The following is a 20,098-nucleotide window of genomic DNA, read 5'->3' as shown; positions in this document are numbered from 1 at the left end:
AAAATGGAAACCTTCATCAAATATAGATGAAGGTTTTTTTAGTTTCATAGACGGATAACTTGAATAATCATTTGATAATGGTTATCATTTAGAGAGTCTTTTAATTTGGAAAAGGGAGGAAAGATATGCTACGTAAATTTTTTTCTTACTATAAACCGTACAAAGGTTTATTCGTACTCGATTTTTCCTGTGCAGTTATCGCAGGTTTACTCGAACTTGGTTTCCCGCTTATCGTAAATCAATTTATTGATAAGTTATTACCAGGACAAAACTGGACGCTTATTTTATGGGCTTGTTTCGGTTTGTTCGTAGTTTATGTGTTAAATGCAGGTTTGCAATATGTCGTTACATATTGGGGACATATGCTTGGGGTTAACATTGAAACAGATATGAGGCAGAAATTATTTGATCACATTCAAAAGCTATCATTCAGATTTTTTGATAATAATAAAACAGGTCATTTAATTTCACGTCTTACAAACGATTTAATGGAAATTGGGGAAATTGCTCACCATGGACCAGAAGATTTATTCATTGCCATTATGACTTTAGTTGGAGCATTTTCATTTATGATGATGATTAACTGGAAGTTAGCACTTCTAACATTCTTCGTAATCCCGTTCTTATTATGGTTGGCACTTTACTTCAATAAAAAAATGACAGGTACGTTTAGACGTTTATTCTCAGACGTTGCTGATTTCAATGCATGTATCGAGAACAATGTAGGTGGTATCCGCGTTGTACAAGCATTCGGAAATGAAAAGTTTGAGAAAGAGCAATTTGCTGTAAATAATGCTCGTTTCCGTACAACAAAATTAATGGCGTATAAAATTATGGCGTTAAATTCATCGATTAGTTATATGCTGATGCGTCTTGTAACACTCTTTGTATTAATATGTGGTACATGGTTTGTTCTGCAAGGTGAATTAACGTACGGTGGATTTATTGGATTCGTTCTATTAACGAATATTTTCTTCCGCCCAATTGAAAAAATTAATGCGGTTATTGAAAGTTATCCGAAAGGAATCGCTGGTTTTAAAAGATATGTAGAACTTCTGGAAACAGAGCCGGATATTGTAGATTCTAAAGATGCAATCGAAGTTAAACATGTACACGGCGATATTCAATACAATAACATCACGTTCGGATATGAAAATAAAGAGCCGATTTTAAACGATATTAGTTTGAAAATACATGCAGGTGAAACAGTTGCTTTCGTTGGGCCATCAGGGGCAGGGAAAACAACACTATGTAGTTTATTACCGCGTTTTTATGAACACTCATCTGGATCGATTCAAATTGATGGCATTGATACGAAAGAGATGACGCTATCGTCACTTCGGAAACAAATCGGAATTGTGCAGCAAGATGTTTTCTTATTCTCAGGAACAATTCGTGAAAATATCGCTTACGGAAACTTAAAAGCTTCAGAAGCTGAAATTTGGCAGGCGGTAAAACGTGCTCAGCTAGAGGACTTAATTTACTCGCAACCAGACGGTTTAGATACAGTTATTGGTGAGCGTGGTGTGAAACTTTCAGGAGGACAAAAGCAGCGCTTAGCAATTGCCCGTATGTTCTTGAAGAACCCGCCAATTTTAATTTTAGATGAAGCAACTTCTGCGCTAGATACAGAGACAGAACTTGCTATCCAAAAATCACTTGCAGAACTATCTGTTGGCCGTACAACATTAGTTATCGCTCACAGGCTTGCAACTATTAAAAATGCAGATCGTATCGTCGTTGTAAATAAAGACGGTATTGCAGAACAAGGTTCACATGAGGAACTAATCAAACGAGGCGAGGGTTACAGCCGATTGTATGAGGCGCAGTTTAGTTCGTAAATATAATTTCTGCTGAATTAGTGCACCATAAGTAAGTGGAAATCTTATTTGGGAGGCTACAAAGCATGATTGTAACAACAACTTCTACAATTCAAGGGAAAGAAATTATTGATTATATCGATATCGTTAATGGCGAAGCAATCATGGGTGCGAATATCGTGCGTGACCTTTTCGCTTCTGTCCGTGACGTTGTCGGTGGTCGCGCAGGCGCCTACGAAAGTAAATTAAAAGAAGCACGCGACATTGCAATGGAAGAGATGAAAACTCTCGCAAGACAAAAAAATGCGAACGCCATTGTTGGTATCGACGTGGACTACGAAGTAGTTCGCGAAGGAATGCTAATGGTTGCGGTGAGTGGGACTGCTGTCCGTATATAAAGTGAAAAGCCGTGCTGGTGCACGGCTTTTTGTTGTTATTGTGTCTAACATGATAGGTAGGGTGATATTCTATGTCGAAGCCTCGATATTTCTTGGGAAATGTGGAAGGTCCCGTCGATATATGGGGAAGACATTAGAGTGCTTCTTTACACTGCCGAATTCGAACTAATAATTTTTCGTATTCTTGTTCGAGAAATGTGATGTCATCATGCTGATTTGGGATAGAAATCCGGCTGATGATTTCTGTTAATTTTGTTTGTAATCGTAATAATTCTTGTTCAGTAACGTTTACAGAAGCTTGGGTGGTTCTTTTTGTGTATTGCTCGTAATTGCCGTGGAATATTCTTGGTTCGCTCTCATCTACTTGTAGAATATGGTTTGCAACAGAACGAATAAAGGCACGGTCATGGCTAATGAAAAGTATTGTACCAGGATACTCCTGTAACATGCTTTCTAATTCTTCTTGCGTTGCCAAGTCTAAATAGTTTGTCGGTTCGTCGAGCAGAAGCATATTATAGTTTCCTAAAAATACTTTTGCGAGTGCAACCTTCATGCGTTCTCCACCACTTAAGATGTGCACAGGTTTATGAACATCTTCACGGCGGAATAGGAGCCTTGCAAGTATTGTTCGAACGAATGCTTCTGTATAGTTTGTTTCTTCTAGAACGTTTTCTAAAATTGTTTTATCTGTTTTTAAAATAGATAATGTTTGTTCAAAGTATCCAATTTTACAACTTTTCGAAAGCTGAATGCCACGCTCGTTCGCGAGAAGCATTTTGAACAAAGTTGTTTTTCCGCTTCCGTTGGCACCTAAAATAGCAAGCTTTGCCCCAGGGACAATTGTTCCATTCATATTTTTAAATAATGTACGATCCCCTATTTTCTTCGTTGTTTTATTAAACTGAACAACTGCTTTACTATGAATTGGTGTGTGGTATTGTACGTCAAACTGAGCTTGAGAAAAGTCCTTCGGTTTTTCTTTCTGTTCCAACTTTTCAAGGCGTGTTTCTAGTGCTTTCGCTACCTTGCTAACATTTTCTTGCCCATGAGCCCCGCTGCACTTATAAAGTTTAGATTCAGATGAACTGAACCGTGTTGGGATTTTTGTCATGCTAGAAGCACGTTGCTTTCTTTGTGAAATTGACTGTTCTAACCGATTTTTTTCTTGTATATATTGATCATATTCTGCCTGCTTTTGTATTCGCTCACGTTCTTTTTGCTTTCGATAGTTTGAATAATTACCTTTATATTCTTGAATAGTACCGTCTTCAACTTCGATGATTTTTGTACATATGGCATCTAAAAGATCACGATCATGCGATATTAAAACAAGTGCACCTTTATAAGATAAAAGTGCCTTTTCTAATTGCTCTGTACCGAACATATCTAAGTGACTTGTTGGCTCATCAGCAAATAGAATGCCTGCATCTTGTTCGAGGGCATGGGCGATCTTTAGGCGCATTCGTTCACCGCCGCTCATTGAATTTGCGACGTTTGAAATATTCCATTTGCCCTTAGCGAGGGAAGAAGCGGTTTCCGGTATCCCCTCGCTAAGCTGTGGAATGATGGCGATAGAACTATGATGAGTTACTGTGCCTTTGTCAGCTTCTATTTCTTTACTTAATATTTGTAATAACGTAGATTTTCCAGCTCCGTTGACTCCGACAATTCCTATACGATCGTTTGCTTGAATTTCTAGTGATGGTAACGTAAATATGGTGCGATCACCAAAGCTCTTTTCGATATTACGTGCGATTAAAATAGTCATAAAAAAACCTCCCTAGTTTCACTAGAGAGGATAAATGTCGCCCTTTAATGTAAAAATCGTACATAAATAAACGATTTTTTACATGATCGTATCGAAAGAAAGTATCGACAAATGGACAGACTAATCCTCTGCTAGTTTTCATCATTTTTGTTCACTATTTGTGATGGATGAAATAAATAAGAGAATTAGAACTTCATTGGTCAAAGTACCTTCCTTTCATAATATTATTTTTATTGTATGCGCATACAAATGGATTTGTCAAACTTATTTCTGTGTGCTATTTTTGAATTTATTATTATACAATTGTGCTTTTGCCAGCGCTTCAGCATCGTTCTTGATTTCATCTAGTCCATTCGCATCCCCAATAATATACCCTTCAAATGATGAACCAACAAAATCAAAGATATATTGAAACTGGGCGATAAGCGGCAATGCTTTCAGTTTTGGACTGTCTCCGCCAACGATGACAACGTACATTTTTTTGCCTTTCATTTTTTCTTTGAAATGAAGAGATTTATTACGCAAGCTTTGTGACCAGCGATCAACGAAGTTCTTCATGTGGCCGCTCATTCCGTACCAGTATAGCGGTGTAGCGAAGATAATCGTGTCGTGCTCTAGCATGCGTTTGGTTAACTGCTCGTAGTCATCATTTACAGGTTGAAATCCTTCTACATCATGGCGCTGATCTATGATTGGGTGGACGATATGATCACGCAAGTAAATTTGTTCTGTTTCAATCCCATCAATCACCATATGTGTTAAAGCTTCCGTATTTCCGTTTTGTCTTGAACTGCCATGTATAACAAACATGTAATCATCCCTTTTCTTTTGCTTGTTTTAGGAGTGAAACGTGTTTTTGTAAATTCGTTTGAATGTTGGAAAGTAATGTGATTTGCTTCGTTACCTCATCAAGTTTGTCTTCGTAAAGTGCAAGGATACTACTACACGGATTTTCGTAGAGATGTGGCTCGATTTCAAGGCAACGTAGCATTCGTTCTGTTTCTTCTAAATTTAAGCCGATTTGCAAGTACATTTGAATCAGCTCTACTTTTTCGATTGCACTTTCATCAAAATCACGGTAGCCATTTGCTAGGCGTTTCGAAGGGAGTAATCCCTTTTCTTCATAATGTCTTAGTGCCCTTTCGCTAACCCCAGTTTCTTTTGATAACTCTCCAATTCGCAATGCGTTTCACTCCTTTTACATGTATTGTAAACCTTCACACTAATGTGAAGGTCAACTCTGTTTTTTCGCAAAAGAATCTACGTGTTTTAAAAAGACTTGAATAGCTTTAGACGGGATAAAATATTTGCCGCGCACGATGGAGAATGGACGGATTAGCTCTTCGTTCGGAACAGGGATGTGGAATATTTCTTGTGCCAACAGTTCTTTTCGAACAGTCCAATCTGAAAGAATAGCGATGCCAAGACCGGCTGCAACGGCTTCCTTCACGCTTTGAATACTGCTAAATGTAAAGAAGCGTTTCATTTTTAAATGATGTTGGTGTATAAAGCGATCGCTATAGGCACGTGTGCCAGAGCCGCTCTCCCTTAATACCCAGACTTGATCTTGCAATGTATTTTCGTTAATCCCCTTGATATGGAGCAATGGGTGGTTTGGCGGGACGACGAGTTTCATTTCATCTTGCATAAAAGTTTCAACATCTACGTCAGCGTATACGACTTGGCCTTCCACTAAGCCGATATCAATTTGATTAGAGCGGAGGCTTTGCAAAACTTCTTCCGTATTGGAGATAAATGTATGAACTTCGACGTGTGCATTTTCATTGGCAAAGCGCGCAAGTATTTTTGGAAGTAAGTATTCGCCAATTGTAAAGCTAGCGCCGATGCGAAGTGTCCCTGTTACGACGTTATGCAGCGCATTAATTTCCTGTTTTGCATCTTCATAAAGTGAGAGCATCTGCTTTGCGTGTATGTATAATATGTTTCCAGCTTCCGTAACTTGGACGTGCTTTGGGGAGCGCTGAATAAGTGTAGTCCCAAATTCATTTTCCAAGTTGCGAATGTGCATACTAACGCCAGGTTGTGAAAGGTTTAATAGTTCCGCAGCACGCGAAAAATGTTTTTGTTCAACGACAGTAACAAAGATCTTTAAAATGTCGACGTTCATTTGTTAGGCCCCTTTATTTTTGCTTTTATTTTATCATAAGTATTTCTGATGATAGGGATTCAATATTGATATTAAACTTATTATTAAAACTCTCTTATAATGTAACTAGAAAGAACATGCATGTTCCAATACGATTATTGGGGTGGTACAAAGTGGAACAAACACTTGTTATACAAAAGAAGAAGGGCTTTGGATTTTCGCAAGGTATTGGGATTACGTTATTAATCGCAATCGCCGCGAAATATTTAGCAGAGCTTCCATTTTTAAATATTATGGGACAATTAGTAATCGCTATTCTAATCGGGATGGTTTGGCGCGCGGCAATCGGGATTCCTCAAGAAGCGATAGCGGGAACGAACTTTGCGAGTAAGAAGTTGCTTCGCTTTGGGATCATTTTACTTGGAATGCGGTTAAATCTTGTAGATATTGCGAAGGCGGGGCCGAAAGTATTGGTCATCGCAGCGGTTGTTATTACATTTACGATTTTCGTTGTATATGGACTAACGAAAGTATTTAAGGTAGAAAAGAAACTCGGAATTTTAACAGCGTGCGGAACAGCAATTTGCGGTGCGGCTGCGGTCGTGGCAATTGCACCGCAAGTGAAAGCGAAGGATGAAGAAACGGCAGTTGGGGCAGCGATTATTGCAATTTTAGGTACAATATTTACACTTATTTATACGCTGTTATACCCAGTGCTTGGCTTCTCACCCTACGGTTACGGTGTGTTCTCAGGTGCGACATTGCACGAAATCGCTCACGTTATCGCTGCGGCGGCGCCAGGAGGTAGCACGGCTGTAGACATCGCAGTTATTGTGAAATTAACGCGCGTAGCGATGCTTGTGCCAGTAGCGATTTTAATTGGATTATGGTTTGGTAAGAGCGAGGGAAGCAAGGAAAAAAGATCGTGGCGCGACCTTCCAATTCCTTGGTTCATCTTCGGATTTTTAGCAATGAGTGCGGTGCATTCGCTTGGGATTATCCCAGAAGTTGTTGCCGGATATATTGTAGTAATTGCGTACATGCTTATTGCAATGGCGATGGCAGGGCTAGGTTTAAATGTAGAGTTTAAAACGTTCCGCAAATTAGGAAGTAGGGCATTCGTGGCAGGGCTAATTGGCTCGGTTTGCCTTTCGGTACTTGGGTATGTTCTTGTGTATGCTTTAGGATTTATGTAGTAGCAAAGAGGCATCTTATAGATGTCTCTTTTTTTTACCTTTTTTTGTAAAGATATCTTTACTTGGATTTGGAAAATATTTATAATTAAAGTAAAGATATCTTTACTTTCGAAGGTGGAGCCTATGGGTGTGAAAAATAAAATTAAGGAATTACGAAAACAACATCATATAACGCAAGTGGAAATGGCAAAGGCGATGCAGGTGACGCGGCAGACGATTGTGGCGATTGAAAACCATCATTATAATCCGAGTCTAGAGCTATCCCTAAAAATCGCCAAATATTTTGGGATGAAGGTAGAGGAAATATTTACGCTGGAGTAAGGGGAGAGAAAATGAACGACACTAAAAAGTTGTATATCGCTACTGTCTTAGGATTATGTGGAGGGGACGTTTTAGTTCGTATTATGGACCCATCCATACCGATGTTATCGCTTATAGTTAGTAACATTTTAGCAATTGTATTTCTGATATTGTATACGAATTACAAAAAGCGGAAGTACAAAAAAGAAGAACTTCCAGATATAGATGAGCGGGTAAATGAAAATATAAAAAAGTATGTAAATGTCTCATTTATATTCGCATTTCTTTTGCTTATTGTTTATATTGTTGCAAGCAAAGCGATAGGGCGAATTACTATACCGATTCCAGAAATATTCATTGTATGTAGTTTCTTATTTGCTGGTAGTCTCGTCATAGGAGTAATGGCGGGAAAACGAGCATAACGATAGGAGGAATGAAAATGCAAGATGAGTTTGAGAGATTTCAGTCGGATAAAGCGTTTAAATATTTAGGGTTGTTTTTAACAATGAGTTTAGCGGTATGGAGTTTGTATAATTTAATTGTTTATGGAAATGCGGGCATGCCGTTTGTTTTATTTGTATTAGGACAGTTTGTTTATTTCTTTGTGAACTATTGGCCGAAATGGAAATATAGAAATCAAAAAGAGGCTGATCATGTATGAGTAAGCAAGAGGTTATACGGTTCATAGGAAGTTTGTTTTTAGCGGGTCTTGTTTTAAATGTGAGTTTAATGATTTTAAGTATTTCTTGGGGAACGATCTTCATATCGAATGTAGCACTAGTCATTTTATATGGTATTTCGGAATATAGAGAACAGAAGCGTTTGGAAGAAGAGAGAGTACCGTCAATTGATGAGCGAGTTGTGAACAATATGAAGTCATATTTTACGATTTGTATTACAAGCTGCGTTTTTTTTGTTCATTATGTATCTTTGTGTAAATAAGTATTTAGATAGGCAAGTAGTACATGTAAATGAGTTATTATATATTGCTATTTTTGGTTTATTAATAAGTATGGCATCGACGAGTGTGTTAGCAACAAGGAATAGATAGAAAAAGGGGAACTGGGATGGGATTACCGGTATTATGTGTCGCTACGGCTATTTTTGCTTTGTTTTGGGGAATACAAAACTTCTCTCGTAATCCAGTGCCAAGTGCATGTATTATGATTGGTGCTGTAGGTTTATCATACTATTTATTAATTTTAGCGCATTATCATAAAACAGCAACAAGTGTTGTTGTAGGGGCAATTATTTTATTTTGTGGTCGTGCTATACAAAAGGGGTTATTTCCATAAAAGCTGTTTATACAAAAGGTATAAACAGCTTTTTGTATTTTTTTTACAAATCACTTGAAAGTTACGTTACGTCACCTTTTATAATGAAAGAGAAGAGGTGATGGAAGTGATTTCGATTCAAGAACTTACGAAGGAAACAGGGGTTACAGTAAGAACGTTACGCTATTATGATCAAATCGATTTATTAAAGCCGAGCGGAAAAACAGAGGGTGGTCATCGGTTATATAGCGAGGCTGATGTAATTCGTCTGCAGCAAATTTTATTTTTAAAAGAAATGGGTTTTTCATTAAAAGAGATTAAGAATATGTTAGTAAAAGGTGAACTTAACTTAAAAGACTCGCTTGAAAAGCAACTTAGATTTGTACAGGAAGAACAAAAGAAATTCAATCGAATGGAGCGTGTTTTACAGGCCGTTGTTTATTCGGTAGATGTGGAGGGAGAACTGGATTGGAAAGTTATGTTTGAACTCATTCAGCTTTCGAAACAGTCTCCTCGAATACGTGAAATATTCCAAAATGAAATATTTTCAAAGGAAGAGCAGGATTTACTTCGTAATTTACCAAATATGAGCGAGGAAGATCCGAATGTTTTAGAGTGGGTAGATTTATTAAAGCAATTTCGTAACTTTATGAAAGAAGGTAAGGGAGCATCAAGTGATGAGGTGCAGGAGGCTATAAGTAGGCTAATGCGGAAGTGTTTAGAGATGGCAAATGGTGATGAAGCATTTTTAGATAAATTGTGGGAAGTAAGAAAATCAAAAGAAGATTCACATAAAATGAGTATGTATCCAATTGAAGAGGAGCTTTTAGTATATATGGATGAGGCTTTTCTTATATATGATGAAAGGGAGAAGGATAAATGAGTATACTCGCAGAATATCGATGGTATTTTTTAATTGGTGCAGAGATTGTATTTTGGATATCAGCTATTGGATTCTTTTTATTGCGTTACGGGTTTCGCTTACGGAAAGCGAGCTTTATTATGGGGATTGTATTGCTGTTAAATGAAGTTTTTATTCTAACTTTAGGTGTAGTGGATTATTACCAAACAGGAAAGTTTTCTAACTTTCAAATCATCACGGTAATCATCTTATTATATGCAGTTTTTTATGGGAAAAAGGATTTGAAAAAATTAGATATACGTATACAAAAACTAGTTGCGAAATGGCGGAATGAACCGACGCCCATTATTGAAGAAGCGATAGAATTGACAGGTATGGCTTATGCAAAACAGGAAATAAAAAGTTGGGCTTTGCATCTCATTTTATTCGTTGCTGTTCATATATTCTTTTTCTTCTTGTATGGGTTTATACCGTTTGAACAATGGGGCAATTGGTTAGAGTCAGGAATCGTTTTAAATAAATCTGCAAGTCGTGTGAGCCAAGTTTGGGCGGTTATATTTGTAGTGGATACAGTTATTTCATTTTCATATGTGATTTTTCCAAAGAAGGAGAAAGGGAAAGAGAAGCTACTTTCATAGAGGAAAGTAGCTTTTTGTTTCCCTTTCGGTATACAAATAGTTTTTATAGGAGAGGATGACAATAGGAAAAAGAACTAGTTTTATATGTCTATTTCTCTTTAGTTTAGTAGCATGCGCACAACCTACCAGTACAATTGATAAGAAGAATGATGTCATTGCAAAGAGAAAAGACATTTCTAATCTAGATAAATTTGAAAAGTTTGTTTTGCATGTTGAACAAGGGAAAGTGAATAAAATAAGAATTGTACAGTATACACATGAAGGTGATCCGATTTTTCAAACGGTAGAATATAGAGGAGGAGACATATTTCATGTGTTAGATAATAGGCAAGATCGATTTTCTGGTGATCGTAAAGGGTTATATGAAGATAGTTGTAAGAGGATTGTTAAAGAACAGCGTGAATTAGAAACCGCTTATAGGTTAATAGATTGTACAAATGAAAATGGACGCAATGGATATGACTTATTATATATACCTAAAAAATAAAACTGATAGAGGAAGGAAGTTCTTACTCCTTCCTTTTTCCATATATATTGTCGAAAATTTTACCGAATATCTGTTCGTTTTTTTTTAGGTTTTTTATAGGCATTCGTGTTAAAATAATAATACAGATTTTTTATGAGGAGGTCGGTTTTTAGTTGGAACATCCATTTGAAATTATCTCAGAGTATTCCCCGCAAGGTGATCAGCCGGGAGCGATAGAGAAGCTTGTAGAGGGAATTAATAGTGGAAAGAAAAAGCAAGTGTTGCTTGGAGCGACAGGAACGGGTAAGACATTTACGATTTCAAATGTCATTAAAGAAGTGCAGAAGCCAACACTTGTAATGGCTCATAATAAAACGTTAGCAGGACAGTTATATAGTGAGCTGAAAGATTTCTTTCCTAACAATTCTGTGGAGTATTTTGTTAGTTATTACGATTATTATCAGCCGGAAGCGTACGTACCACATACGGATACGTTTATTGAAAAAGATGCGCAAATTAACGATGAAATTGATAAATTACGCCACTCGGCAACGTCTTCTTTATTTGAAAGAGATGATGTTATTATCGTTGCGAGTGTTTCGTGCATATACGGTTTAGGTTCTCCGGAAGAATACCGCGAGTTAGTTGTTTCGCTTCGAGTTGGTATGGAAAAGGACCGCAATCAATTGCTTCGTGAACTTGTTGATGTACAGTATGGACGTAATGATATTGATTTTAAGCGTGGTACATTCCGTGTGCGCGGAGATGTAGTTGAAATCTTCCCCGCATCACTTGATGAGCATTGTATTCGAATTGAATTTTTTGGGGATGAAATAGATCGTATTCGAGAAGTAAATGCATTAACGGGTGAAGTATTAGCAGAACGTGATCATGTAGCAATCTTCCCGGCATCTCACTTCGTTACACGTGAAGAAAAGCTGAAGGTCGCTATTGAAAATATCGAAAAAGAATTAGAAGAGCGTTTAAAAGAATTAAATGATAACGGTAAGTTGTTAGAGGCGCAGCGCATAGAACAGCGAACGCGTTATGATTTAGAAATGATGCGCGAGATGGGCTTTTGTTCAGGGATTGAAAACTATTCCCGTCATTTAACACTTCGTCCAGCAGGTTCAACGCCGTATACGCTTTTAGATTATTTTCCAGAGGATTTCTTAATCGTTATGGATGAGTCGCACGTATCGGTTCCGCAAGTAAGAGCGATGTATAACGGGGACCAAGCACGTAAGCAAGTGCTTGTTGATCATGGATTCCGTCTGCCATCAGCTTTAGATAATAGACCGCTCACGTTTGATGAGTTTGAAGAGAAAACGAATCAAGTTATTTACGTTTCGGCAACGCCAGGACCGTACGAGTTAGAGCAGTCACCGAAAGCAATAGAACAAATTATTCGTCCAACAGGGCTTTTAGATCCACCAATTGATATACGACCAATTGAAGGACAAATAGATGATTTATTAGGAGAAATCCATGACCGGATTGCGAAAAATGAACGTGTATTAATTACGACTTTAACGAAGAAAATGTCAGAGGATTTAACGGACTATTTAAAAGATGTAGGAATTAAAGTGAATTATCTTCACTCTGAAATTAAAACATTAGAGCGTATTGAAATTATCCGTGATCTTCGCCTTGGTAAGTTTGATGTACTTGTCGGTATTAACTTATTACGAGAAGGATTAGATATTCCAGAAGTATCACTTGTAGCTATTTTAGATGCTGATAAGGAAGGTTTCTTACGTTCAGAGCGTTCATTAATTCAAACAATTGGTCGTGCGGCGCGTAATGCAAACGGCCGCGTTATTATGTACGCAGATCGCATAACGAGATCAATGGGAATTGCAATTGAAGAAACACAGCGTCGTCGTAGTATACAAGAAGCTTACAATGAAAAGCATGGTATTACGCCGAAAACGATTCAAAAAGGAGTACGTGACGTTATTCGTGCGACAACAGCAGCTGAGGATACGGAAATATATGAAGCAACACCAGCTAAGAAGATGACGAAAAAAGAACGTGAAAATACAATTGCGAAGATGGAAGCAGAGATGAAAGAAGCAGCAAAGGCATTAGATTTCGAGCGTGCAGCTGAATTAAGAGATTTACTATTAGAATTAAAAGCGGAAGGGTGAAAAGAGTGAGTAAAGATTTTATTGTTGTAAAAGGTGCTAGAGCGCATAATTTAAAAAATATTGACGTAACCATTCCGAGAAATCAGCTTGTTGTTGTGACGGGATTGTCTGGTTCGGGGAAATCATCGTTAGCATTCGATACGATTTATGCAGAAGGGCAGCGTAGATACGTGGAATCTTTATCTGCGTATGCGCGCCAGTTTTTAGGGCAAATGGATAAGCCGGATGTTGATATGATTGAAGGTTTATCTCCAGCGATTTCAATTGATCAAAAAACGACGAGTCGTAATCCTCGTTCAACGGTTGGAACGGTAACGGAGATTTATGATTATTTACGTTTATTATTTGCACGAATTGGTACGCCGATTTGTCCGAATCATGGAATTGAAATTACATCACAAACAGTGGAACAGATGGTAGACCGTGTTCTTGAATATCCTGAACGTACGAAGTTGCAAGTGCTAGCGCCTATCGTGTCAGGGCGTAAAGGTGCGCATGCGAAAGTATTAGAAGATATTAAGAAGCAAGGTTATGTTCGTGTGCGCGTTGATGGAGAGATGCTGGATGTATCGGAAGAGATTACTTTAGAAAAAAATAAGAAGCATTCAATTGAAGTTGTTATTGACCGTATTGTTGTGAAAGAAGGAATTGCAAGCCGACTTGCAGATTCACTAGAAAGTGCTTTAAAGCTTGGCGGGGGCCGAGTTTTAATCGATGTAATGGGAGAGGAAGAACTTCTATTTAGTGAACATCATGCTTGTCCACATTGTGGTTTTTCAATCGGAGAATTAGAGCCGCGTATGTTCTCGTTTAATAGTCCGTTCGGCGCGTGTCCTTCTTGTGATGGACTTGGATCGAAGTTAGAGGTAGATTTAGAACTTGTTATTCCGAACTGGGATGTATCATTAAATAAACATGCGATTGCTCCTTGGGAACCGACAAGTTCACAATATTACCCGCAATTATTAAAATCTGTGTGTAATCATTACGGCATCGATATGGATATGCCGGTGAAAGATATACCGAAGGATTTATTTGATAAAGTGCTGTACGGAAGCGGGGAAGAGAAGCTTTATTTCCGCTATGTGAATGAATTTGGTCAAGTAAAGGAAAATGAGATTTTATTTGAAGGTGTTATTCCGAATATTGAGCGTCGTTATCGTGAGACGAGTTCTGATTATATTCGTGAGCAAATGGAGAAATATATGGCAGAGCAAGCTTGTCCGAAGTGTAAAGGTGGACGCTTAAAGCCTGAGAGTTTAGCTGTTTTCGTTGGTGATAAAACGATTGCCGATGTAACGAAATATTCTGTTCAAGAAGTACAGGAGTTCTTCTCAACTGTTGAGTTAACGGAGAAACAACAAAAAATTGCTCATTTAATTTTAAGAGAAATTCAGGAACGTGTTGGGTTCTTAGTGAACGTCGGTTTAGATTATTTAACGTTAAGTCGTGCCGCAGGAACTTTATCAGGTGGTGAGGCGCAGCGTATTCGTTTAGCGACACAAATTGGTTCTCGCCTTACTGGCGTACTTTACATTCTTGATGAGCCTTCTATTGGTTTACATCAGCGTGATAATGATCGTCTTATTCGTACATTGCAGGAAATGCGTGATTTAGGAAATACGTTAATTGTTGTTGAGCATGATGAAGATACGATGATGGCTGCTGATTATTTACTTGATATCGGACCTGGTGCAGGTATTCATGGTGGTCAAGTTGTATCAGCAGGTACACCAGCTGAAGTTATGCAAGACGAGAATTCATTAACTGGGAAATATTTAAGCGGTAAAGAGTTTATTCCGGTACCACTTGAAAGACGTAAAGGTGACGGACGTAAAGTGGAGATTGTCGGTGCGAAAGAAAATAACTTAAAGAATGCGAAAATGTCATTCCCTCTAGGAACATTTGTAGCAGTAACAGGCGTATCTGGCTCTGGAAAAAGTACGATAATTAATGAAGTACTATACAAATCATTAGCTCAAAAGCTATATAAAGCGAAAGCGAAGCCAGGGGCTCATAAAGAAATTAAAGGTCTTGAGCAGTTAGATAAAGTGATTGATATTGATCAATCACCAATCGGGCGTACACCACGTTCAAATCCGGCGACATACACTGGCGTATTTGATGATATTCGTGATGTATTTGCGCACACGAATGAAGCGAAAGTACGTGGGTATCAAAAAGGACGTTTCAGCTTTAATGTAAAAGGCGGCCGTTGTGAAGCGTGCCGTGGTGATGGAATTATTAAAATCGAAATGCATTTCTTACCAGACGTGTATGTTCCGTGTGAAGTTTGTCACGGTAAACGTTACAACCGTGAAACGTTAGAAGTGAAATATAAAGATAAGAATATTTCTGAAGTGTTAGGGATGACAATTGAAGATGGGGTAGAGTTCTTTGCTAATATCCCGAAAATTAAGCGTAAACTTCAAACTCTTGTAGATGTAGGGCTTGGTTATATGAAATTAGGACAACCAGCTACGACGTTATCAGGTGGTGAGGCGCAGCGTGTGAAATTAGCTTCTGAATTACATCGTCGTTCTACAGGGCGTACGTTATACATTTTAGATGAGCCAACGACTGGCTTACATGCACATGATATTGCACGTCTTCTAGAAGTGTTGCAGCGTCTTGTTGAGAGCGGTGAGACAGTACTTGTAATTGAGCATAATTTAGATGTTATTAAAACAGCTGATTATATCATTGACCTTGGACCGGAAGGCGGAGACAAAGGCGGACAAATCGTCGCTTCTGGAACGCCAGAACAAGTAGTGAAAGAAGAACGCTCGTATACAGGTAAGTATTTAAAAGAGATTTTAGATCGTGATAAGGCAAGAATGAAAGAGAAAATAAAAGAAGTAGAGTTATCGCAATAAGTTTAGTAATGAAAACCGAGTGGGAATTACACTCGGTTTTTATTTCATAGGGGGAGAAAATGGAGTTTTTAGAGATATTGAGAAAGAAAAATATGAAGGTAAGAGAGTTTCAAAAGTGGGGTGTATATTTTCGCAAGCGCTGGGAGGATCATTTTGCAAACCATTTAAGTGATGAGGAAAAAGAAGAAATTTTCCTGTATGGAGATAAGTATGCATGTGGGTATCTTTGGCACATATTTAGTTATGAGAAAAAGAAGTGTTTAGAGGGTGAAGAAGCGGAGAACGCGTTTCATAATGAAGTGAAAAATGGTTGCTATATCTTCTATCAACACTGTGATGATGTACTGCTAATAAAAGATGCGAGTTTATTAATTATGGATGATATATTATGTGAAACAGATGATATGTATAAAGGCGATATCTATATTGTAGATAAAGATTTCACTTGGACCTTTGTAAAAACTCATGAACATAGATGGTGTGGCCCTTATTTCACAAGAAAATGTTAGTAGGTATACAAGCATGAAGAATAGAATAAGTTGATATAAGTGTTCGTATCATACTTGCGTTTATTGTCTATTAGCGTATGATGAAATATATATGTTAAAAGGATGTGTAAGGAAATGAGATGGATTGTATCACTTCTTGTAAATAGCGTTGTGTTAATCGCTGTATCCGGACTTTTAAAAGGGGTTGCACCAGACGCATTTTACATAGCAAATATACAAACTGCAATTATTGCGAGTATTATATTGGCGATTTTAAACGTATTTGTAAAGCCACTTTTAATTTTAATTACGCTACCAATTACTCTTGTAACTTTCGGTTTCTTCTTAATCGTTATTAATGCGATTACGTTAAAGATGACGGATTCGTTATTAGGGGACGCCTTTAATATATCTGGATTTGGTGTAGCGATTGTTGCGGCAATTTGTATTTCTATTTTTAATATGATAATTGAAAAAGTAATTGTTGAACCATTACATGAAAAAAAGAGAAAATGACAAAAAGAAAAACATTTCATGATTCACATGAAATGTTTTTTTCTATTTATTAGAAACCGAGTTTCTTGTTTCCAGAAAAAAATGGTACAATATCCGATAGAATGGAATTTTACATCAAATGAGACTGAACCCGCAGCGGAGTGGAGGTTTATACATATGCCGAAAGTAAGGACAAAAGATTTAATTGAACAATTTCAATTGGAGTTAGTAAGTGGTGAAGAAGGGATTCATCGTCCGATTGATACGAGTGATTTATCGCGACCTGGAATTGAAATGGCAGGATTTTTTACATATTATCCAGCTGATCGCGTGCAGCTTCTTGGGAAAACGGAGCTTACGTTCTTTGATACGTTAACGACAGAGCAAAAGCAAGAGAGAATGAAAGCGCTTTGTACTGAGGAGACGCCTTGTATTATTGTAACTCGTAATCAAGATGTACCGGATGAGTTATTACAAGCATCACGTGAATCAGGCGTGCCTTTATTACGTTCTGCTCAAACGACGACGAGATTATCAAGTCGTTTAACAAACTATTTAGAAGGTAAGTTAGCGCCAACAACAGCTGTTCATGGTGTGCTAGTAGATATTTATGGTGTTGGTGTTTTAATTACAGGTCAAAGTGGTGTCGGGAAAAGTGAGACAGCGCTTGAACTTGTAAAGCGTGGTCACCGCCTTGTTGCGGATGATAGCGTAGAAATTCGTCAAGAAGATGAAGATACATTAGTAGGGAGCTCACCTGATTTAATTGAGCACTTATTAGAAATTCGTGGTCTAGGTATCATTAACGTAATGACGTTATTCGGTGCAGGGGCAGTACGAAATTATAAACGTATTACACTTGTTATTAATCTTGAAATTTGGGATCAAAAGAAAAATTATGATCGCTTAGGTCTTGATGAAGAGAAGATGAAGATTATTGATACAGAACTTACGAAGATTACACTTCCAGTTCGTCCTGGTCGAAACTTGGCTGTTATTATTGAAGTAGCAGCGATGAACTTCAGATTAAAACGTATGGGAGTCAATGCGGCACAACAGTTCTCTGAACGATTAATGAGTGCGATTGAGTTAGGAAATCAAGAGTAGACTCTGGAGAGGGAGGTCATATATATGCTGTTAGGTTCTGTACCACAGCTTGACCGTATAGCAGTCCAACTTGGGCCGTTCCCTGTTTATTGGTATGGGGTTATTATCGGTACAGGTGTGCTATTAGGTCTTTGGCTAGCAACTCGCGAGGGAGAAAGGCTTGGTATTCACAAAGATACATTTATCGACCTTGTATTAATCGCAGTACCAATTGCCATTCTTTTTGCGAGAATGTATTATGTCATTTTTGAATGGGAATATTATTCGCAAAATCCGAGTCAAATTATTAATATTCGTCAAGGTGGTTTGGCGATTCATGGTGGTTTAATCGGGGCTGTTATTACAGGAATCCTTTTTGCGAAACGACGCGGGCTTTCATTCTGGAAGTTAGCGGATATTGCTGCGCCGAGTATTTTACTAGGACAAGCAATTGGCCGATGGGGAAACTTTATGAACCAAGAGGCGCATGGTGATGAAGTAACGAGACAGTTTTTAGAAGGTCTTCATTTACCAGATTTCATTATTAATCAAATGTACATTGATGGTGTGTATTATCACCCAACGTTTTTATATGAATCATTATGGAACTTTGCAGGTGTTATTTTACTACTCGCGTTACGAAAAGTGAATTTACGCCGTGGTGAATTATTCTTCACGTATTTAATTTGGTATTCAGTGGGACGCTTCTTCGTAGAAGGTTTGCGTACAGATAGTTTAATGTTAGGACCACTTCGTATTGCACAAGTAATGTCTATTGGAATTGTTGTTATTTCTATCATTTTCATTATTGTGAGACGAAAAATGGGGCAAGCTGATAAAAGATATTTAGAAAATTAGAGAAAAGTAGCATCTTATATAAGATGCTGCTTCTTTCATATTCAGGTAATGAAAGGATTAAGGACGATGGAAATAAATACAGTGTTATTTGATTTAGATGGAACGTTAATTAATACAAATGAACTTATTATCTCTTCTTTTTTACATACGTTAAATCACTATTATTCTAATCAGTATAAGCGTGAAGATGTATTGCCATTTATCGGTCCATCTTTGCATGATACTTTTAGTAAGATTGATGCAAGTAAGGTTGAAGAGATGATTACATGTTATCGTCAATTTAATCATGAGCATCATGATGAATTAGTGGAAGAGTATGAAACTGTATATGAAACGGTTCAAGAATTGAAGAAGCAAGGTTATAAGATCGGCATCGTTACAACGAAAGCGAGACAGACGGTTGAAATGGGATTAAAGCTTTCGAAACTTGATCAGTTTTTTGATGTTGTCGTGACGATTGATGATGTGGAACATGTGAAACCACATCCAGAACCACTTCAAAAAGCATTGAAATTATTAGATGCAAAGCCAGAAGAAACATTGATGGTTGGTGATAATCATCATGATATCGTCGGTGGACAAAATGCAGGTACGAAAACAGTAGCGGTTTCATGGACATTGAAAGGTAGAGCGTATTTAGAAGCGTATAAACCAGATTATGTGCTAGATAAAATGAGTGATTTACTACCGATTTTGTCCCGCATTAACGGGTAGTAAGATTCCTGCCGGTTAAAGTGTCACTTTTATATAAGTAGAGGAGAGAGTTCAGTGCGACGGACAACGCGCTATCCTGTTTCAGGAGAAAATTCATTGTGGAATGTGTATAAAACAGTTTCTTTTTGGAAGGTAATGAAAAACTTTATTATCATCCAAATCGCACGTTACATGCCATTTTTATCCGTAAAGAATTGGTTATATCGCACGTTTTTACGGATGGAAGTAGGAAAGAAAACGTCGTTTGCACTTATGGTAATGCCAGATATTATGTTTCCAGAAAAGATTACTGTGGGAGACAATTCAATTATCGGCTATAATACAACGCTTTTAGCGCATGAATATTTAATTCGTGAGTATCGACTTGGAGAAATCGTCATAGGGAATGAAGTTATGATTGGAGCGAATACGACAATTTTGCCAGGTGTGAAAATTGGAGATGGAGCTATCGTTTCTGCAGGCACACTTGTCCATAAAGATGTACCAGGCGGCGCTTTCGTAGGCGGAAATCCGATGCGTATTATTTATACGAAAGAGGAAATGGCCACTAGAGAAGGTTGATGTTAAAAATGTAACATTTCCCTTCTCTTTTTATGAATAAA

At 37.7% G+C, this 20,098-nt stretch carries 22 protein-coding genes and 1 pseudogene; 19 read left to right on the top strand and 4 right to left on the bottom strand.

Annotated elements, in window-relative coordinates:
* Window positions 1-125 precede the first annotated feature (125 nt).
* Complete coding sequence (locus tag SB773_RS03535) at window positions 126-1,841, top strand: ABC transporter ATP-binding protein (protein WP_410588606.1); 1,716 nt, start codon at window positions 126-128, stop codon at window positions 1,839-1,841.
* A gap of 65 nt (window positions 1,842-1,906) precedes the next feature.
* Complete coding sequence (locus tag SB773_RS03530) at window positions 1,907-2,218, top strand: YbjQ family protein (protein WP_002112849.1); 312 nt, start codon at window positions 1,907-1,909, stop codon at window positions 2,216-2,218.
* A gap of 133 nt (window positions 2,219-2,351) precedes the next feature.
* Here the strand turns inward: SB773_RS03530 and abc-f are convergent, their stop codons facing one another.
* The 4 genes from abc-f to SB773_RS03510 all read right to left on the bottom strand — a co-directional run bounded on the left by abc-f (window position 2,352) and on the right by SB773_RS03510 (window position 6,114).
* The gene (abc-f, locus tag SB773_RS03525) at window positions 2,352-3,986 is read right to left on the bottom strand and encodes a ribosomal protection-like ABC-F family protein (protein ID WP_410588604.1); all 1,635 of its coding nucleotides are present in this window, start codon (window positions 3,984-3,986) and stop codon (window positions 2,352-2,354) included.
* Between the two features lie 264 nt (window positions 3,987-4,250).
* Window positions 4,251-4,796, bottom strand: coding sequence for a flavodoxin family protein (locus SB773_RS03520; protein WP_002016115.1), 546 nt, complete (start codon window positions 4,794-4,796; stop codon window positions 4,251-4,253).
* 4 nt (window positions 4,797-4,800) lie between these two features.
* Window positions 4,801-5,169, bottom strand: coding sequence for a MerR family transcriptional regulator (locus SB773_RS03515; protein ID WP_002016114.1), 369 nt, complete (start codon window positions 5,167-5,169; stop codon window positions 4,801-4,803).
* Window positions 5,170-5,220: 51 nt separating this feature from the next.
* The gene (locus tag SB773_RS03510; RefSeq protein ID WP_060749257.1) at window positions 5,221-6,114 is read right to left on the bottom strand and encodes a LysR family transcriptional regulator; all 894 of its coding nucleotides are present in this window, start codon (window positions 6,112-6,114) and stop codon (window positions 5,221-5,223) included.
* Between the two features lie 152 nt (window positions 6,115-6,266).
* Between SB773_RS03510 and SB773_RS03505 the strand changes: the two genes are divergently transcribed.
* From SB773_RS03505 to SB773_RS03425, 17 genes and pseudogenes are all read left to right on the top strand, one after another.
* On the top strand, window positions 6,267-7,289 hold the full coding sequence (locus tag SB773_RS03505) for a YeiH family protein (protein ID WP_410588601.1): 1,023 nt from the start codon (window positions 6,267-6,269) through the stop codon (window positions 7,287-7,289).
* Window positions 7,290-7,412: 123 nt separating this feature from the next.
* The gene (locus SB773_RS03500; protein WP_000538358.1) at window positions 7,413-7,610 is read left to right on the top strand and encodes a helix-turn-helix transcriptional regulator; all 198 of its coding nucleotides are present in this window, start codon (window positions 7,413-7,415) and stop codon (window positions 7,608-7,610) included.
* A gap of 11 nt (window positions 7,611-7,621) precedes the next feature.
* A complete protein-coding gene (locus SB773_RS03495) occupies window positions 7,622-8,011 on the top strand; it encodes a hypothetical protein (protein ID WP_113708889.1) in 390 nt (129 codons plus the stop codon).
* A gap of 17 nt (window positions 8,012-8,028) precedes the next feature.
* On the top strand, window positions 8,029-8,250 hold the full coding sequence (locus tag SB773_RS03490; protein WP_002089582.1) for a hypothetical protein: 222 nt from the start codon (window positions 8,029-8,031) through the stop codon (window positions 8,248-8,250).
* Window positions 8,247-8,640: pseudogene (locus SB773_RS03485) on the top strand (ATPase). The gene SB773_RS03490 and the pseudogene SB773_RS03485 overlap by 4 nt, the downstream one beginning before the upstream one ends.
* 16 nt (window positions 8,641-8,656) lie before the next feature.
* On the top strand, window positions 8,657-8,884 hold the full coding sequence (locus SB773_RS03480; protein WP_088033345.1) for a hypothetical protein: 228 nt from the start codon (window positions 8,657-8,659) through the stop codon (window positions 8,882-8,884).
* Between the two features lie 100 nt (window positions 8,885-8,984).
* On the top strand, window positions 8,985-9,746 hold the full coding sequence (locus SB773_RS03475) for a MerR family transcriptional regulator (protein WP_410588597.1): 762 nt from the start codon (window positions 8,985-8,987) through the stop codon (window positions 9,744-9,746).
* Window positions 9,743-10,363: a hypothetical protein gene (locus SB773_RS03470; RefSeq protein WP_410588595.1), complete on the top strand. Its 621-nt coding sequence runs from the start codon at window positions 9,743-9,745 to the stop codon at window positions 10,361-10,363. Before SB773_RS03475 ends, SB773_RS03470 begins: the two co-directional genes overlap by 4 nt.
* 55 nt (window positions 10,364-10,418) lie before the next feature.
* Window positions 10,419-10,850 carry a DUF4362 domain-containing protein gene (locus tag SB773_RS03465; protein WP_410588593.1) on the top strand — a complete coding sequence of 144 codons (432 nt, stop codon included), beginning with the start codon at window positions 10,419-10,421 and terminating at the stop codon, window positions 10,848-10,850.
* 152 nt (window positions 10,851-11,002) lie between these two features.
* Window positions 11,003-12,979, top strand: a complete 1,977-nt coding sequence (gene uvrB / locus SB773_RS03460; RefSeq protein WP_002016097.1) for an excinuclease ABC subunit B — start codon at window positions 11,003-11,005, stop codon at window positions 12,977-12,979.
* A gap of 5 nt (window positions 12,980-12,984) precedes the next feature.
* On the top strand, window positions 12,985-15,855 hold the full coding sequence (uvrA, locus tag SB773_RS03455; protein ID WP_410588591.1) for an excinuclease ABC subunit UvrA: 2,871 nt from the start codon (window positions 12,985-12,987) through the stop codon (window positions 15,853-15,855).
* A 59-nt stretch (window positions 15,856-15,914) separates the two neighbouring features.
* Window positions 15,915-16,364, top strand: coding sequence for a DUF4275 family protein (locus SB773_RS03450; RefSeq protein ID WP_131246537.1), 450 nt, complete (start codon window positions 15,915-15,917; stop codon window positions 16,362-16,364).
* Between the two features lie 114 nt (window positions 16,365-16,478).
* Window positions 16,479-16,859 (top strand): phage holin family protein, encoded by a 381-nt coding sequence (locus SB773_RS03445; RefSeq protein ID WP_002089574.1) that lies wholly within the window; start codon window positions 16,479-16,481, stop codon window positions 16,857-16,859.
* Window positions 16,860-17,015: 156 nt separating this feature from the next.
* Window positions 17,016-17,945, top strand: coding sequence for an HPr(Ser) kinase/phosphatase (gene hprK, locus SB773_RS03440; RefSeq protein WP_002016091.1), 930 nt, complete (start codon window positions 17,016-17,018; stop codon window positions 17,943-17,945).
* 24 nt (window positions 17,946-17,969) lie between these two features.
* Window positions 17,970-18,782, top strand: coding sequence for a prolipoprotein diacylglyceryl transferase (gene lgt / locus SB773_RS03435; RefSeq protein ID WP_002034719.1), 813 nt, complete (start codon window positions 17,970-17,972; stop codon window positions 18,780-18,782).
* Between the two features lie 66 nt (window positions 18,783-18,848).
* A complete protein-coding gene (gene ppaX / locus SB773_RS03430) occupies window positions 18,849-19,496 on the top strand; it encodes a pyrophosphatase PpaX (protein ID WP_410588587.1) in 648 nt (215 codons plus the stop codon).
* Between the two features lie 54 nt (window positions 19,497-19,550).
* The gene (locus SB773_RS03425; protein WP_131246538.1) at window positions 19,551-20,057 is read left to right on the top strand and encodes an acyltransferase; all 507 of its coding nucleotides are present in this window, start codon (window positions 19,551-19,553) and stop codon (window positions 20,055-20,057) included.
* Window positions 20,058-20,098 lie beyond the last annotated feature (41 nt).

The organism is Bacillus sp. SIMBA_074 (genome assembly GCF_046534555.1).
GTDB lineage: Bacteria > Bacillota > Bacilli > Bacillales > Bacillaceae_G > Bacillus_A > Bacillus_A mycoides.
The sequence above is the reverse complement of the archived record's forward strand: the minus strand, read 5'-3'. Positions and strand labels throughout refer to the sequence as shown.

Excerpts from the sequence above, each read along its gene's own strand:
- SB773_RS03520 (WP_002016115.1), bottom strand. The coding sequence starts at position 4,796 with ATGTTTGTTATACATGGCAGTTCAAGACAAAACGGAAATACGGAAGCT.
- abc-f (WP_410588604.1), bottom strand. The coding sequence starts at position 3,986 with ATGACTATTTTAATCGCACGTAATATCGAAAAGAGCTTTGGTGATCGC.
- SB773_RS03500 (WP_000538358.1), top strand. The coding sequence starts at position 7,413 with ATGGGTGTGAAAAATAAAATTAAGGAATTACGAAAACAACATCATATA.
- SB773_RS03475 (WP_410588597.1), top strand. The coding sequence starts at position 8,985 with ATGGAAGTGATTTCGATTCAAGAACTTACGAAGGAAACAGGGGTTACA.
- SB773_RS03450 (WP_131246537.1), top strand. The coding sequence starts at position 15,915 with ATGGAGTTTTTAGAGATATTGAGAAAGAAAAATATGAAGGTAAGAGAG.
- ppaX (WP_410588587.1), top strand. The coding sequence starts at position 18,849 with ATGGAAATAAATACAGTGTTATTTGATTTAGATGGAACGTTAATTAAT.
- SB773_RS03480 (WP_088033345.1), top strand. The coding sequence starts at position 8,657 with ATGGGATTACCGGTATTATGTGTCGCTACGGCTATTTTTGCTTTGTTT.
- SB773_RS03495 (WP_113708889.1), top strand. The coding sequence starts at position 7,622 with ATGAACGACACTAAAAAGTTGTATATCGCTACTGTCTTAGGATTATGT.
- lgt (WP_002034719.1), top strand. The coding sequence starts at position 17,970 with ATGCTGTTAGGTTCTGTACCACAGCTTGACCGTATAGCAGTCCAACTT.
- SB773_RS03490 (WP_002089582.1), top strand. The coding sequence starts at position 8,029 with ATGCAAGATGAGTTTGAGAGATTTCAGTCGGATAAAGCGTTTAAATAT.
- hprK (WP_002016091.1), top strand. The coding sequence starts at position 17,016 with ATGCCGAAAGTAAGGACAAAAGATTTAATTGAACAATTTCAATTGGAG.
- SB773_RS03465 (WP_410588593.1), top strand. The coding sequence starts at position 10,419 with ATGACAATAGGAAAAAGAACTAGTTTTATATGTCTATTTCTCTTTAGT.
- SB773_RS03445 (WP_002089574.1), top strand. The coding sequence starts at position 16,479 with ATGAGATGGATTGTATCACTTCTTGTAAATAGCGTTGTGTTAATCGCT.
- SB773_RS03530 (WP_002112849.1), top strand. The coding sequence starts at position 1,907 with ATGATTGTAACAACAACTTCTACAATTCAAGGGAAAGAAATTATTGAT.
- SB773_RS03535 (WP_410588606.1), top strand. The coding sequence starts at position 126 with ATGCTACGTAAATTTTTTTCTTACTATAAACCGTACAAAGGTTTATTC.
- SB773_RS03510 (WP_060749257.1), bottom strand. The coding sequence starts at position 6,114 with ATGAACGTCGACATTTTAAAGATCTTTGTTACTGTCGTTGAACAAAAA.
- SB773_RS03470 (WP_410588595.1), top strand. The coding sequence starts at position 9,743 with ATGAGTATACTCGCAGAATATCGATGGTATTTTTTAATTGGTGCAGAG.